The organism is [Chlorobium] sp. 445 (assembly GCA_002763895.1).
In the GTDB taxonomy this organism is placed as follows: domain Bacteria; phylum Bacteroidota; class Chlorobiia; order Chlorobiales; family Thermochlorobacteraceae; genus Thermochlorobacter.
Map to the genome: position 1 here is coordinate 153767 of NSLH01000001.1, position 14578 is coordinate 168344.

General features: G+C 47.8%; 12 protein-coding genes, 1 tRNA gene and 2 pseudogenes. 8 read left to right on the forward strand and 7 right to left on the reverse strand.

The genetic code is table 11. The annotated features are described in order from the left end of the window. The first annotated feature begins 76 nt into the window (after positions 1–76). Positions 77–1296, forward strand: a pseudogene (locus tag CMR00_00730) (chorismate synthase). Positions 1297–1347: 51 nt separating this feature from the next. Here the strand turns inward: CMR00_00730 and CMR00_00735 are convergent. Then, positions 1348–2115, reverse strand: coding sequence for a TIGR00266 family protein (locus tag CMR00_00735; GenBank protein PIO49235.1), 768 nt, complete (start codon positions 2113–2115; stop codon positions 1348–1350). 277 nt (positions 2116–2392) lie between these two features. Next, complete coding sequence (locus CMR00_00740; GenBank protein ID PIO49236.1) at positions 2393–2647, reverse strand: hypothetical protein; 255 nt, start codon at positions 2645–2647, stop codon at positions 2393–2395. Here CMR00_00740 and CMR00_00745 point away from each other — a divergent pair. The 3 genes from CMR00_00745 to CMR00_00755 all read left to right on the forward strand — a co-directional run bounded on the left by CMR00_00745 (position 2639) and on the right by CMR00_00755 (position 5099). Then, entirely contained in the window at positions 2639–2833 is a 195-nt protein-coding gene (locus tag CMR00_00745) for a hypothetical protein (GenBank protein PIO49237.1), read from the forward strand. The genes CMR00_00740 and CMR00_00745 overlap by 9 nt on opposite strands. Positions 2834–3041: 208 nt before the next feature. Then, a complete protein-coding gene (locus CMR00_00750) occupies positions 3042–3908 on the forward strand; it encodes an iron ABC transporter substrate-binding protein (GenBank protein ID PIO49238.1) in 867 nt (288 codons plus the stop codon). A 63-nt stretch (positions 3909–3971) separates the two neighbouring features. Then, complete coding sequence (locus CMR00_00755; protein PIO49239.1) at positions 3972–5099, forward strand: hypothetical protein; 1128 nt, start codon at positions 3972–3974, stop codon at positions 5097–5099. Between the two features lie 15 nt (positions 5100–5114). Here CMR00_00755 and CMR00_00760 read toward each other — a convergent pair whose 3' ends face one another. From CMR00_00760 to CMR00_00770, 3 genes are all read right to left on the reverse strand, one after another. Beyond that, entirely contained in the window at positions 5115–6479 is a 1365-nt protein-coding gene (locus CMR00_00760; protein PIO49240.1) for a hypothetical protein, read from the reverse strand. Then, positions 6433–7269 carry a hypothetical protein gene (locus tag CMR00_00765; protein ID PIO49241.1) on the reverse strand — a complete coding sequence of 279 codons (837 nt, stop codon included), beginning with the start codon at positions 7267–7269 and terminating at the stop codon, positions 6433–6435. The genes CMR00_00760 and CMR00_00765 overlap by 47 nt, the downstream gene beginning before the upstream one ends. A 111-nt stretch (positions 7270–7380) precedes the next feature. Then, positions 7381–7453: transfer RNA gene (locus CMR00_00770), tRNA-Ala, on the reverse strand. Positions 7454–7550: 97 nt separating this feature from the next. On the opposite strand from CMR00_00770, the gene CMR00_00775 reads away from it, so the two are divergent. The 3 genes and pseudogenes from CMR00_00775 to CMR00_00785 all read left to right on the forward strand — a co-directional run bounded on the left by CMR00_00775 (position 7551) and on the right by CMR00_00785 (position 10173). Then, positions 7551–8312 carry a hypothetical protein gene (locus CMR00_00775; protein PIO49242.1) on the forward strand — a complete coding sequence of 254 codons (762 nt, stop codon included), beginning with the start codon at positions 7551–7553 and terminating at the stop codon, positions 8310–8312. 149 nt (positions 8313–8461) lie between these two features. Next, positions 8462–9328: a hypothetical protein gene (locus CMR00_00780; GenBank protein PIO49243.1), complete on the forward strand. Its 867-nt coding sequence runs from the start codon at positions 8462–8464 to the stop codon at positions 9326–9328. 28 nt (positions 9329–9356) lie between these two features. Beyond that, positions 9357–10173 (forward strand): annotated as a pseudogene (locus CMR00_00785) (tryptophan synthase subunit alpha). Between the two features lie 31 nt (positions 10174–10204). On the opposite strand, the gene CMR00_00790 reads toward CMR00_00785, so the two are convergent. After that, complete coding sequence (locus CMR00_00790; GenBank protein ID PIO49309.1) at positions 10205–10825, reverse strand: hypothetical protein; 621 nt, start codon at positions 10823–10825, stop codon at positions 10205–10207. A 1512-nt stretch (positions 10826–12337) separates the two neighbouring features. Next, positions 12338–13522: a hypothetical protein gene (locus tag CMR00_00795; GenBank protein PIO49244.1), complete on the reverse strand. Its 1185-nt coding sequence runs from the start codon at positions 13520–13522 to the stop codon at positions 12338–12340. Positions 13523–13643: 121 nt separating this feature from the next. Between CMR00_00795 and CMR00_00800 the strand changes: the two genes are divergently transcribed. After that, entirely contained in the window at positions 13644–14576 is a 933-nt protein-coding gene (locus tag CMR00_00800) for an aspartate carbamoyltransferase (protein PIO49245.1), read from the forward strand. Positions 14577–14578: the final 2 nt, after the last annotated feature.

Genomic DNA, 14578 nt, shown 5'->3' on the forward strand with positions numbered 1-14578 from the left:
AAGCACGCGCCATGAAGCGCAGGCAAGTTCAATGCTAACACCAAAAGTCTGAACATTTCAATTTAATCTGCCAAGAATGATTCGTTATCTAACCGCCGGCGAATCGCATGGACCTGCCTTATCTGCAATTATCGAGGGGGTGCCTGCTGGGCTTTCACTGACGCCAGAGCACATCAACTTTCAACTCCGCCGGCGTCAACAAGGCTATGGGCGTGGCAACCGAATGAAAATTGAGACAGATACAGTCGAGATTCTCTCTGGTGTGCGCTTTGGCAAAACCATTGGCTCACCGATTACCTTACTCATTCGCAATGCAGATTGGAAAAATTGGACTGAAAAAATGAGTCAATTTGATGTGCCTGAACGCCCAATAAAAACAGTAGATGTGCCACGCCCGGACATGCTGATTTTGCAGGCGCACTCAAATATGGCTTTGAGGACATTCGCCCCGTCATTGAGCGTGCCTCAGCAAGAGAGACCGCCGCAAGAGTAGCAGCTTGCAGCGTTGCGCGAGAGTTGTTAGCGGCGTGCGGCATCCACATTGGAAGTTACCTTTCGGCGATTGGGCAGGCAATTGAGCAAACCCCACCAGCAGAGCTGTCGACGCTGCTTGCACAAAATGCCGAAGCACTTAGCAAAAAAGCTGATGAATCACCTGTCCGCATGTTGGATAAAGCGTTGGAAGCACAAGCTATTGCACTCATTGATGGAGCAAAACAACGTGGCGATACGCTCGGCGGAATTATCGAGGTCTTTGTAACCGGCTTGCCGATTGGCTTAGGCAGCTACGCTCAATTTGACCGCAAACTCGATGGTGAGCTGGGCAAAGCCATTCTTTCTATTCAAGCCGTTAAAGGCGTCGAGATTGGTACAGCATTTCGCAATGCGGTGAGCTTTGGCTCTGAAGTGCACGATGAAATTTTCTTGGATGACAATCGCTATCCAATGCGCAAGAGCAATCGTGCGGGCGGCTTAGAAGGTGGGATGACCAATGGTGAGCCTTTGCACCTGCGCGTGGCGATGAAACCCATTTCTACACTGATGAACCCGCTGCACTCGATTAACTTAGCGAGCATGCAAGAGACACTCTCGCACATTGAGCGCTCCGATGTCTGTGCAGCGCCCGCTTGTGCAGTGATTGCTGAAGCTGTCATTGCACCTGTGCTCGCTAATGCCCTGCTTGAAAAATTTGGTGGCGACAGTATAGACGAGTTGCAAGAGCGACTGACTGCTTATCGCCAAAAACTCATGGCGGAGTTCAAACGCAGAGCAAAGGCACAATCCGAGCAAGCCTAATGCAAGTTGACCTGACTCATGCGCTAGCTCTGCATTGAAAAATAATCTATGTTAGGCGTCGCTGCCCAAGAGACTGCCGATGCCAAGCCCGCCTTCTTCTCTACCACCGTATGAAGCGCGCATAATCCGGTCAGCAAGACGTGAGAAAGGAAGACTTTGTAGATAAACAAGACCCGGACCAGTGAGTTTGGCAAAAAACAAGCCTTCACCACCGAACAGTGCATTTTTGAAGCCACCGACGAACTGAATGTCATAATCAACAGTAGGCGCAAATGCCACCAAGCAGCCTGTATCGACGCGCAGTGACTCACCAGCTGCCAGCGAGCGCTGAATGATGGTGCCGCCAGCATGAATAAAAGCTAATCCATCGCCTTTGAGGCGTTGCAAAATAAAGCCTTCACCGCCAAATAATCCTGTACCAATTTTTTTGGTAAAGGCAACATCGATATCCACACCTTTTGCGGCACAAAGAAATCCATCTTTTTGGCAAAGAAATTCACCGCCTAAGGCTTTCAAATCCAGCGGCACGATCTTTCCCGGATAAGGCGCTGCAAAAGCAACATGCTGCTTGCCTTGACCTGTATTGATATAAGAAGTAATGAAAAAGCTCTCACCAGTTACAATGCGTTTCAAACCAGCAAAGAGTTTGCTGCCAAAACTGCCGCCTTCTTGTCCCATAGAAGTTTGCATCTGAATGCCGTCTTCCATGTAGAGCATAGCACCGACTTCGGCGCGCACAGTTTCACCGGGGTCAAGTTCAATTTCTACGGCTTGCATATCATCACCGAAGATTTTGTAGTCTATGATATCGGCAGGCATAAAGAGATACGAGGTTTTAGCTTTATGAAACTTTGTGTAAAGCTGGACAGAAAAATAGCATTTCTTTCTGAATTTGGCTAAAAACAGCCGATCATAGGAGAATTTTCCACAAAAGCGCTTTGCGCATGCCTAAATTGTTAGCAAAGCAAGGGAGATAATCTTTCATTCAACTTCGCGCCAGCACATCTTTGCCCAGATGTGCTGGCGCATGCAGTTGCAAAAGACAAGGGCGCAAGCTAATTTTCAGCCCTAGGTTAAGCTGCTGCGCCTCTCATCATCACGGTTGCTGCATCTCCTCATCCGCTTTAGCGACGCTAATGCGAAGTGAAATCAAAACTTGGCACATGCTTTGGTAGATGAAATGCACAGACTTTGTAGAGAAGTCTGGCGAAGTTCTAAAAGGAGGTGGCTGATGAGTAGCTCGTTTCATTCTAATGATATATCGTGTCCCTACGATCTCCCCGCGCATAAATGCCATGAGTTTGGCTGCACCAAGCATGCTGATGCGGCGGAGTCGCTGTGCATGATTCAACTGAGCATGGCACCTGAAATGCCCGCAGATCATCCTAACGGGAGTTATTTCGTGCAAATCTGCGCTTGGTGTGGCAAGGTGTTGCATGTGCGAGCGCTCTCTCAACCGGCGCCGCAAATGTATTCTCACGGTATCTGTGAAGGTTGCCGTGATAAGATTCTCAAAGAGCGGCAAAAGCCAAATTGAACGAACGGCTAGGCATTGGCGTTAAGCAGTGCGTTCAAAAAGCCGTTGTGCCAATGCGACCTATCTCAACCCTATCGCTGGTTTTACTGCTCTTCAGCGGGCTGATAAGTTGTCAGAGCAATTCAAAAGGGAAAGTTGTCATTTACTCGCCCCACGGTAAAGAAATGCTTTCACATTTCGAAAAAAGTTTGAAGAGGCTTACCCACAGGTGGATGTTGTCTGGCTTGATATGGGATCACAGAGTGTATTCGACCGTATCCGCACTGAAAAAGACAATCCGCAAGCGGATGTGTGGTGGGGTGGACCGAAAGAACTCTTCGTGCAAGCTGAGGCTTTAGACCTGCTTTTACCTTACCAACCGTCATGGGCAAGTGCACTTTCCACAGAGTTCAAATCGCCAACACATCGGTGGTATGCGACGCACCGCACGCCCGAAGGCATTATGTATAACAAAGATTTACTTTCGCCAGAGCAAGCGCCCAAGGATTGGGACGACTTGCTCAGTGAAGCATGGCGTGGCAAGATTGTCATCAGAGACCCACTGCAATCGGGCACCATGCAAACCATCTTTGCAGCAATGATTGCCAAGGAAGAGGCGCGTACGCAGTCATTGGACTCTGGATTTTACTGGCTGGAACGGCTGCATGCCAACACAAAAAGTTATGCAGCCGACCCGACGCAACTTTTTCTCAAACTTGCACGCGGTGAAGGTGTCGTAACACTATGGAATTTCAACGATGCGCTGCTGCAAGCAAGACTGAATCAGTTCCCCTTTGGCTTTAGCATGCCTGAAAGTGGCACTGTGTTCGCTGTGGAAGGCATTGCTATTGTGAAAGGCGCAAAGCATCTGGAGCACGCAAAACGCTTCTATGAGTTTGTAACCTCACCAGAGAGCCTTAAAGAACAAGCCGAACTATTCTATCGCATTCCAGCGCGAGATGACCTTGTGCTGGAGCTTCCATGGCTCAAGAGCGTCTCACTCAAGCCACTGGACGTAGATTTGGAAAAGATAGAGCGCAACCAAAGAGCATGGATGAAGTATTGGCAAGAGCACATTCGCCCCAGAACGCCATAGCTAAATTCGAAAAAATCTCAGTAATAATCTCGATCTCGGCGATTTTACGCTCAAGCAACACCAATGTCAAAATACCCGAAGTCTGAAACGTTCGATGGCTGCTTCATTTTCTTCGGCGATGTGCGTTTTGATTCGCGCTTGCAGAACATTTTGCGCTCACTTTCCAAAAAGTACTCCCGCTTGCTGCTCTTGCAAATATCGGAGCAAGATGAGACCTTTGAGTTTGAACGCTGTCAGGTGCGGTCTTTTGCTATCTCTTCGAAGGTGCGCGGCACGGTAAAGTTTCTGAAGTTTTATCGATTACTGCTGCCGGAAGTATTCAAGGTAAGAGCAAAGTTTTTCTGCGCTGAAGATGTCTTTTCACTGCCCTTAGCCTATCAAGCGGCGCGCCGTCGAAAAGCTCGGCTTTACTACGATTCGCGAGAACTTTTCTTCGCACTTGCCCAACTTGCTAAAAAACGAATCAAACAGCGCTTCTGGGCAGGTGTGGAAGCACATTGTATCCGGCGCGCAAAAGTCTTTACCTCAGGCACGCGTGATGCCGATGCATTGGTAGCGCGTTACCGCATCAAACGACCAGAAGTCATTTTTAATTACCCACGCTACCATGCTTACAGACGCAGTCGCACACTGCACCAAAGGCTGCAACTTCCCGACGATACGGTGATCTTACTCTATCAAGGCATCATTACAGAAGGACGTGGCATCTGGAAATTGCTTAACATGCTCACTTGGCTAGAAAATCACTTTGTCGCTGTCTTTATTGGCGATGGCGATAAGCTCACAGACCTCAGGCAGGCAATTGCCGCACAAAATTATCAGCAGCGTGCATTTGCTATAGGACGCGTACCGCATGCGGAGTTGCTGCGCCTGACCGCGTCGGCTGACATCGGATTTGCGTTGATTGAACCGCTCTCTGAGAGTTACAACTTAGCCTTACCGAACAAACTTTTTGAGTATGTCATGGCAGGCGTGCCTGTCGTGGCAAGTGATTTGCCGGCAATGAAAGACGTGATAGAAGCGTATCGTGTGGGCACAGTCGTTTCAGCACATGAGGAAGAAAAACGCATCGCAGAGTGTGTGCTTGGACTATATGAAAATTTGGAAAAGTATCGCAGTTACTGCCGCAAAGCGCGGGAGGTCTTCAACTGGGAAGCACAAGAAGAGCAGTTGTTGCGTTTTTTTAGCTAATGCTAAGACATTTGGCTACTCTAAGCCAGACATTAAGGTTTGTAAGTGTTTCGGTGGCAATGTTCCAAGTTCCTTTTCAAAGGCTTCTTTGCACTGCGCGTAAATGCGGCGTGCTTCGGCATGGTCGCCGTGTTGTAAGTGAACTCGCAAGAGAATATCATAGCCTTTATCGTGTGTGCGATCGGTTTCAATGATTTGGCGACCGTGCAAAATGGCTTCTTGTTTTTCACCTTGCTTGAGCGCATGCTCAGCCAAGTACGAAAGCGTGCTAAGGTAAGTATCTTTGAGTGATTCACGCTCGAAGATTGCCCAATCTGCATACAAATCTTCTTTGAGAAAATCGCCGGTGTAGAGCGCAACTGCTTTTTTGTAGAGCGCAATACGGTCAGAGTGTTTGGCTGCCTGTGCGATGAGCGACTTAAACTCCAAGAAATCAATAAAAGCGCTTTCTCCAAGATTCAAGATGTAGGCTTTACCTTCATTGCGCAAAAATGCAGAAGGTGCTCTTGCGTCTAAGTTCGGCTCAATTGCCTTGCGAATAAATGAGATGCTATTTTTGATGACCTGTTCAACGTGGCGCTCGACTTCTCCGTTCCAGAGCAGCTCAATGAGCTCATCGGTTGTAACCGCTTTCTGGTGATTGATGAGCAAGATTTTGAAGATGTCGCGTGCTTTTTTGCGCTTCCAATCGCTTTTGGTGAGTGTGTGTGCACCAATTGTAACCACGAACTCACCAAAGGTTTTAACAAATACAGAAATAGGTTTGCTATCTGAGGCAGAGCCTGTAGTTGCATCAGAGCGGTAGCGAAGCGAGAGGCTGGAATACTTTTGCTCAATGGCTTTGCGTGCGAATTCTATGGCAGCATGGTGGTCCGACTGACTACCCAAGGCGGGATGTTTCAGAAGGCGCTGTGTCTCAAACTCAATAAGCAGGTGATGGACTGCACCATGCGCAGAGACCTCAGCGTAGAGCTGTTGTGAGACTTTGGCATGCCTTGCGCTGTGCGTGATGTCACCAAGCGATTTGTAGAGCACTGCAAGTGTGTCGTGGTATTGCTGTTGCATGACCTTTGAAGAAGCACGCTCTGAAGCTGAGAGTCCGTCTTGAAGCAAGGCCTGTGCGGCGCTGTGTTCGCCTTGTGCGATGAAAAGTTTAGCTAGCTCGAGCGAGGCTTGTGCATCCAAAGATTCATATCCATATTTTTGAGCAAGCACTCTGGCTTGAGTGAAATAGTCTTCAGCGCGCTCGCGCTCGCCAAGCGCTCGTTGGGCTTCACCTAATTTGGCAAGTGCCGTGATTTTTATCAAAATTGCGCCAAGTTGCTCACCAATACTAAGCGCTTCGCTGAAGGCAGCAATTGCAGCCAGATAATCGCCCATGCGCAAATAAATGGTGCCTAAGCGCAATTTTTGCTAGCAATTTCCTTTTGTTGCCCAGTTGTTCAGCAATAACAAGTGCTTTGATACAGAAATTGAGTGCGGTGGTGTAATCGCCGTAGTCTATGTAGACATCAGCGAGACTTTCGAGCGAGACAATTTGCATGAAGGAAAAGCCATCTGCCTCAGCAAGCTCCAAACTTTGGGTCAAGTAGCGTACGGCGTCATCGTGCTTGCCGAGGTGATAGGAAGCGTACCCCAGACCATTGAGCAATCTTGGCATCAATTCGCGCGAGATATGCTCGCGTAATGCCAGCGCGCGCAAATACCACTCGAGACTGACTTCAAATTGACCCTTGATGGCATAGATATTTCCAATGTTATGCAGAAATGACGCAATGCTGCGCTTCTGACCTATTTTCTCTTGAAGTGAAAGTGCAGCCTGAAAATGCTCCAATGCTATATCCAAGTTGCCAATGTCGTGATGACCAATGCCAAGAAGGTTATGGGCGCTGCTTTCATACTGGTTGGCGTCATAATAGCGCGCTTTCTCGAGCAAAAGTTCTGCCCACGCAATCGTTTGCGCATAATTATTTAGAACATGTGAGCAAATTGCAAGTTCTTTGAGAGTGTCAAGCAATGTGTGTGTATCGCCTTGAGCTTCAACTTGATGAAGTGCAAGTTCAAGGTCGGTGTATGCTGTGCGAGTGTCCGTGTATCGGAGGGTTTTGGCTCGCTCTAAAAGGTCGCGCGCAGAATTCGGACAAGCATGATGCACTCTTTTCTTAGCCATAAGAGCAAGCCCCTTTAGGCAAATGGCAAGTAAGACTCAATAATAAAGTTCAGTAATAGCTTCTAAAAATCAGCATCGGCTCAAAGATGGGCGGAAAAATGCACAAGTGTGTGGAGCTAAGGAGATTCGAACTCCTGACCTCTGCAGTGCGATTGCAGCGCTCTACCAACTGAGCTATAGCCCCAAGTAGTCTAAGAAATATAAGGATATAAAGATACAGGTTCAAAGATAGGTTTGCAAATCGCAAAGATAAGGGGACAAACAGGTTCTAATGTTTGTTCATGTCTCATGTTCGAGCAATAAATCCTTGCTGCAGCGCTTGCATAAGAACGCTTAGCAATACGGCAATCGCTGATTTTTTTATTACTTTGTGCAAAAATGTGGCAAGCCTTGCTTGCAAAAAAATTCATCTTGTCAATTTTACTATGACATCGGAATCCCAAAAAGACGTGCAGAAGAAGGAGAGAAAAATCCTGGTTGTGGATGACGACCCGGGTGTGCTGCAAGTTATTAGTCGCCAACTTCAAGCTAATGGATATGAAACAGTGCTTGCAAATAGTGCAGATGAAGCGGAAGCGATTTTGAACAAGTACGATTTGCCGATTGTCATCTGTGACAAGACGATGCCACACCGAAGCGGCTTGGATTTATGTCGCAGTCTGCGGCAGAATCCTAAAACGAAGGGAGTTTATTTCATCATGATTACGGCATGGGGAACACAAGATGAAAAAGTGCGTGCACTCAGCGAAGGCGTCGATGACTACCTATCCAAATCACTCAAGCCGTCTGAACTCTTAGCGCGCGTTCAAGTTGGGTTTCGCATTTTAGAGTTGCAAGAGCAGATTGTCAATCTTGAGCGTGCAGCGGCAGCAATGGCGGTGGTAGCCACGCTGGCGCATGAAATCAATAATCCGCTCACAGGACTGCTGGGGTTCTTAGAACTTGCGTTACAAAAACTAAATCGGGAATCGCTGCGGGAAGATGATGTGGAAAAAGTTAAAAAAAATGCTCGAGCGCGTGCACGAACAAGGCAAGCGAATTGAAGATGTAGTTAAAAGGTTGATGAGCTTACGCCAATACTCCACAAAAACTTATCTGGATGGTATCGAGATGGTAGACCTTACTAAAGAGACAACACCAGAGAGTGAAACGAAACCGAACGAACATCGTCCTAAATTGAACATTTGAGCAAATGCCAACCGTAGCATTTCATACAAGTAAAATTCTTGCGTTTGGTACTATTGTGCGTCCCTCCAACGTCGTCCTGTTTTTTCTTGCAATTCTGCTTGGTGCGTTTGTTACATCGGGCATAAGTGCATTTGAAGAACCAAAAGTATGGCTCGCTGCAATTTCAGGTACACTGGTCGGGGCAGCGGCAAATGTCATTAATGACGTGATGGATATGGAAATTGACCGTATCAACAAACCAAAACGTCCGCTCATCAGCGGTGCACTCACTGCGCAGGAAGCACGTTGGTATTGGCTTGCGCTAAGTGCATTAGGTATCTTGACGGCAGCTGGGATTTCTCTGCTGCATCTGATGATTGCCATAAGCTCAACTGCTGTGCTATACGCTTACAGTGCAGTGCTCAAACACATCGCCTTGTTAGGCAATATCGTGGTGTCAGCAGTTGTAAGTTTGGGACTAATTTATGCAGCATTAGCAATCGGTGACTTAAGTGCGCTGTGGTTCCCAGTTACATTTTGCTTTTTCTTCAATTTAGGACGTGAAATTCTCAAAGATCTCGAGGATACAGAAGGTGATAGAGCTGGCGGCGCAAACACACTTCCACTTAAAATTGGTACAGTAAAGACGCTTTATGTGATTTCAATCATCTACCTCTCTGTTGTCATGCTCTCACTTGTGCCTTATTTTCAGGGGCTCTATGGCAAATGGTACCTGCTGAGCGTAGTGCTCACGACCGATGCCATAATGCTTTACGTGATTGTGCGGGCATGGCGAACTCAAACAAAAGAAAATTTTTATAGACTCAATTCGCTGCTCAAATGGGCAATGCTGACTGGCATTGTAGCCATTGCACTGGGACAATTGGAGTAAAACACTCATGACACCCTTAGAACAAGCGATGCAGACTCGCCTTGACGCACTGCTTGCAACACGCTCAAAGCTCTGGATACCGTATCTAATGCCTGAATTTCCTGTGCCGGGTACGACCGTCCCGACGCTGCTGGCTTTGCAGCAAAGCGGTGCAGACCTCATTGAACTTGGCTTTCCACATAGCGATCCCCTGGCAGATGGACGCATGATTCGAGAGGCGGCTCAGCGCGCCATTCAAAATGGAGCAACACTGAAAAAATTTTTCACTTGGTTTGTGCAGCACGTACGGCGCAGTTGCCACTTACCGTGCCGCTCATCATGATGGGCTACATTAACCCAATTTTGCAGTACGGTCTCACGCATTTTTTTAGATGACGCCAAAGAGGCTGGTGTAGATGGCTTTATCGTGCCAGATTTGCCACCTGAAGAAGCCGAAGACTTTCGACAAGGCTGCTTAGAGCGCAATCTGGCGCTTGTGTTTCTGATTTCACCCACAACACCAGAAGCGCGAATCCAAAAAATCGATCACTTGGCAACGCACTTTCTCTATGCGCTCTCGGTAAATGCGACCACAGGCACAAAAAAAACTCCGTGAGCAACAAAGTGCACAACTTGAGGATTATCTCACACGTGTTCGGCGCAATGCAAAGAAGCCGTTTGTTGTGGGCTTTGGGATTGAGACGGCAGCGCAAGCTGCAAAGATTTTTAAGATAGCCGATGGTATCGTGGTAGGCTCAGCGCTGCTGCGTTACATTGCAGACGCCACATCACCTGAGGAGACGGCTGAACGTGCTGCAGCATTCTGGCAAAACTTGCGCCAAGGTGCCTATCAACCTGCTCACTGAACTTTTGCCAAGAAAGTCAATATCGACCTGCCTACTGAACTCTCACAGAAAGAATTTTGTCGCCAATCTCGATTTTATCGATCGTCTCAAACCCGTTCTTGACAAGACCAAAAGCCGTGTAGCGACCATCTAAATGTGGGTGATGCGAATGCATGATGAAAAACTGTGAGCCTTCCGTGTCCTTGCCAGCAGATGCCATACCAATAATGCCACGCTCAAAACGGCGACGGGTAAATTCAGAGCGGATTGAATACGGCGGACCGCCTGAGCCATCGCCCTTCGGATCGCCACCTTGAATAACAAAGTTGGAGACGACACGGTGAAAAGTGAGACCATCAAAAAAGTGCTGCTCAGCGAGTTTGACAAAATTCTGAACGGTGAAAGGGGCTTCTTGAATAAAAAGCTCAACCGTGATGCGCCCTTTGCTGGTTTCAATTATGGCTATTGGGTTTTTAGAGAATCGCTGAAAGAATGTCCAGTCAGGCAAGACATCTGATAGCGTGGAGATAATCGGCAGGTGCTGACCGGTCAGGCGTGCATGAAGTTCGGCAGCTTTTTTACGCACAGAAAGTTGGCTATCTGTAAGGTACTGCGCTATGGTCGGAGCTGCATCTTTGCCTTGCAGTTTAGCAAGTGCTTCCAGAAGAGCCATGACAGTTTCTGCATCGCTGTCGGAAGAAAGTTGTGTTAAGGCAGCGTGCAGTGGCGCGAAAAATCTTGGAGAGGCAAGAAGCGAATCTGAAAAAATTGCAGCTAGCGTTTGAATGGCAGAGGTGTTCTGCGGTTTTGATTGAGCATGATGTGCCAGCGCAGAAATGAGTGTGGATTCAATTGAGCGACTCAGTGCAGTGTCGGAGTGAAAATTTTTCCAAATCGTGCCCAAGGCGCCAATAGCAGCCGTAGCACGGAGCGGTTGCGAATCAACAGCATAGGTTTGCAAGGTACTTAAAAAATTGAGACGCGGACGCTGTTCGATGGTCGCTAAAATACCAATTGCATCCAGTGCCGCAGGTGTCAGCGTTTGTTGCGATAGCATTTCGTCAAGACGCAAAGAGGCTTTTTCAGGAGCAATCTGTGCCAGTGTGCGCAAGGCTTCAGTGCAGAGATCAGGCGAAGGTGAATCAAGCAAAGACTCAATAGTGGCGATGAGAGTCTCACGCTGCTCAGCAGCGTCGCGCAGCATGTTGCGTCGTGCCAGCATCTGGAGCGTTTCTTTTTGCAAGTGATAATTTGGCGAGCGCAGCAGTGCAAGTGCAGCATCATAAATCTGGCGAGCATCATCTGGGAAAAAACGACTCAAGGCGCGAATCGCATTCGTGGCAACACGCCAATCGCGATCTTGTGTAGCATTAAGGAGTGCCGTAAGCGCTTCTGGAGTGGGCAAAAACGATGCAGCAACCACAGCATAAGCACGCGTTTCTGGATTCGGGGCACGACAGGCTTCGAAAATGATAGATTGATGTGGCGTGAGCAAGTTTGTATCAGCAATGCGTGCTAAGGCATAGATAGAAAAGTTAAACATCGGCGCGCGCTTGGTCTCGTTGTAAAGTTTGGCGACTGCGGCAGTGAGTTTTGCAGAACGTACTCGGCGAATAGCAGCACGTGCAATGGCTTCAGCAACAGCATCTTTCAAGACTCGATCGTTCAGGTTCAAGTCCACGAGCTTCTCTATCGCATCAAGGCTGCCAAAATGACCCAGTGCAATGATGAGTTCATAACGCACGGCACGACTGCGCTCACGTGCAATGAAGGCAAGTACAGAATCGGCGTAATGAGCAGAATTAGAAGAGAGTCGCAAGGTCTGACCAAGTGCAAGCGCAGCATATTCGCGCACGCGAGAGGAGGGCGATGAGAGTTTGCGCAAGATCACAGGCAAGGCGCTATCGGATTGCACGCTAACGAGTGCATAAAGTGCAAAGGCATCCAGCGCATCAGATTTGTCAAAATACGACAAAAGGGCAGCAACATTGCGCCGGTCGGCAGCAGCCTTAATGGCGCGCATATCAGAGTTCTGCCAGAAAGGCTGTGCGAAGACAGTAGCAAGCTGTGCAGAAAAAAGAAGAAAGAAAAAGAGCAAAAAAAAAGAAAAACGAGTGGCACAAATCATAGTGGTTAGAAAAAAAGAAAGCCCTGACATTTGCGCAGGGCTTTGGAAGAGAAAGAATTAACTATCTTCTTTAGCAGAATTGACGCGGTTAAGTGCATCTTTGGATTCGGCATTTTTGCCGAGCAGTGCATAGAGTTTCGCCATCAAGCGCCAGTACTGCTTGGTATTTTCGCGCTCAGCAGCAGGGCGCAGAATTGCAATAGCTTGTTCATAGTAAGATGTGCCGCCTGTATATTCAGGAGTTTTGGCTTTCTTCCCTTTTTTTCTTGTCGCTCTAATACTATCCTCGTAAGCTTTGCGAAGTTTATCTACATGCTGAATGCTGTAGACGGCATAGTTGTAAGCCGCATCGGAGACAGTCGGATCTAACTGCAAAGCACGCTCTGTCTGACGCATTGCCGCTTCATATTTGCCACTGTCGGCAAGCACCTGCGCAAGGTAGCGCAAGAGCGGTACAGCAGTTTTCTTCGTGTCGGGAGTAGGATTCTCTAAGACTTTTTCCAGAACTCTCTCAGCATCGTTGATGCGATTGCCTTTGATGTAAGCTACCATCAGGCGGTTGTAAGTGTCAGGTGTTGCTTTGCCGCGCTGGACCAGGGTTTCCAATACCTCAATAGCTTCAGAAAATTTTTCCTGCTTTTCCAAGGCATAATCCAGAAGGGTATAAGCATCAACTTCATCGGGGTACTTAGCAAGGTAGCTGCGCAAAACTGGTTCAGCATTAGCATATTGACCCTCAACAATGTAGCCACGTGCCAGTGGCAGATAAACCTGCATGCTATCGGGAGCAATTTCAATGGCAAGCTGAAACTTAGCAATAGCCGTATCCATGCGCATTTTGCGTGTGTTGGCATCTTTATCTTGAACCGATTCATTGAAAGCATTGACACCATCATTGAACACAATTGCCCACATGGTGCGAATCGTGTTCTCTGATTGCAGTTGGAAGATGGCGGCTTGCTTATCGTTGGATTTCATGGTAAGTACCTTGCGGTAATTTTCAGTAGCACGGCGGTAGTCTTCAGCACGCTTGTCGTTTTGTGCCTTCTCGTAATAAACGTTGCCAAGCACATAGAAGGCTTCTATGTTATTCGGATTTTCTTTGCTCAACCGTTCAAGTTCAGCGATAGCGCGGTCATACTCCTTGCGCTGAATCATGGATTTCACAGAATTTGGCACTTGTGCCAAAGCTGTACTAACAAAGATCGCTAAAAGAGTAAGAGCGAAAGACAGTGTTCTCATGCTTTACAGGTTTAAGTTTGAAGTTATATGGCGGCTATATGCGCTGCAACACTTAGAGATTGAAACTAATAGGTAATTGAGATTTTTCAAATATCTTTGCTTGAAATTTCGATACAGAGCGATGCAACACCTGCTCGGACTATACCGTGCCTCTGAGCGCGATATTGCACTGATTTTGCAAGAAGCAGCGGTGCTCAAGCCAGCACTTCTGAGTTCCCCGCCGCAATCGTTTTCTTTTCTGAATGGCAAAACCGTGGTCTTAGCATTCTTTGAAAACTCAACGCGCACGCGTACATCGTTTGAGCTCGCTGTGCGTCGTTTAGGCGGCAGCATACTCAATTTTTCGGCAGCCACGAGTAGCCTGCAAAAAGGCGAAACGCTTCTGGATACCATTGCCAATATTGAGGCAATGCAAGTCGATGCATTCGTCATTCGTCATGGTGAATCGGGTGCAGCTGAAATCGTTGCCAAGCATACTCGGAAAGTCGTGATTAACGCCGGCGATGGGATGCATGAACATCCTACACAAGCCTTGCTTGATATGTTCACACTGCACGAGACGTTTGGACGCTTGTCTGGTCTACACATCCTAATTTTAGGCGACATTCTGCATAGCCGCGTTGCACGCTCCAATATCTTCGGATTGCGAAAGATGCGTGCAAGCGTCTCGGTGTGCGCACCGCCAACACTGTTACCTGTTGGCATTGAGCATTTCGGCGTAAAAGTCTTTGCTGACATCAGTCAGGCACTAGAGCAATGCGATGCAGCTATCGTGCTGCGCTTGCAACTCGAGCGTGAAGCCGCAGGCTTTATTCCAACCTTGCGCGAATACAACACCTTTTTTGCGCTCACCGATGAAGCCCTCTCAAAAGTATCACACAAGATTTTTGTCTTGCACCCCGGACCTGTCAATCGCGAAATTGAACTTTCCAGCGTCGTAACCGATCGTGATGACACCTCTGGAAAGTCTGAAAGCCTAATTCTGAGACAAGTAACAAATGGCGTGGCTGTGAGAATGGCTGTCTTGAAAGTGCTGCTCTATGATAGAGCTTAAAT

Coding starts and splice junctions, on each gene's coding strand:
- CMR00_00775 (PIO49242.1), top strand. CDS start 7,551: ATGTCTCATGTTCGAGCAATAAATCCTTGCTGCAGCGCTTGCATAAGA.
- CMR00_00800 (PIO49245.1), top strand. CDS start 13,644: ATGCAACACCTGCTCGGACTATACCGTGCCTCTGAGCGCGATATTGCA.
- CMR00_00765 (PIO49241.1), bottom strand. CDS start 7,269: ATGGCTAAGAAAAGAGTGCATCATGCTTGTCCGAATTCTGCGCGCGAC.
- CMR00_00790 (PIO49309.1), bottom strand. CDS start 10,825: ATGGCTCTTCTGGAAGCACTTGCTAAACTGCAAGGCAAAGATGCAGCT.
- CMR00_00760 (PIO49240.1), bottom strand. CDS start 6,479: ATGGGCGATTATCTGGCTGCAATTGCTGCCTTCAGCGAAGCGCTTAGT.
- CMR00_00780 (PIO49243.1), top strand. CDS start 8,462: ATGCCAACCGTAGCATTTCATACAAGTAAAATTCTTGCGTTTGGTACT.
- CMR00_00745 (PIO49237.1), top strand. CDS start 2,639: ATGATTCAACTGAGCATGGCACCTGAAATGCCCGCAGATCATCCTAAC.
- CMR00_00735 (PIO49235.1), bottom strand. CDS start 2,115: ATGCCTGCCGATATCATAGACTACAAAATCTTCGGTGATGATATGCAA.
- CMR00_00755 (PIO49239.1), top strand. CDS start 3,972: ATGTCAAAATACCCGAAGTCTGAAACGTTCGATGGCTGCTTCATTTTC.
- CMR00_00795 (PIO49244.1), bottom strand. CDS start 13,522: ATGAGAACACTGTCTTTCGCTCTTACTCTTTTAGCGATCTTTGTTAGT.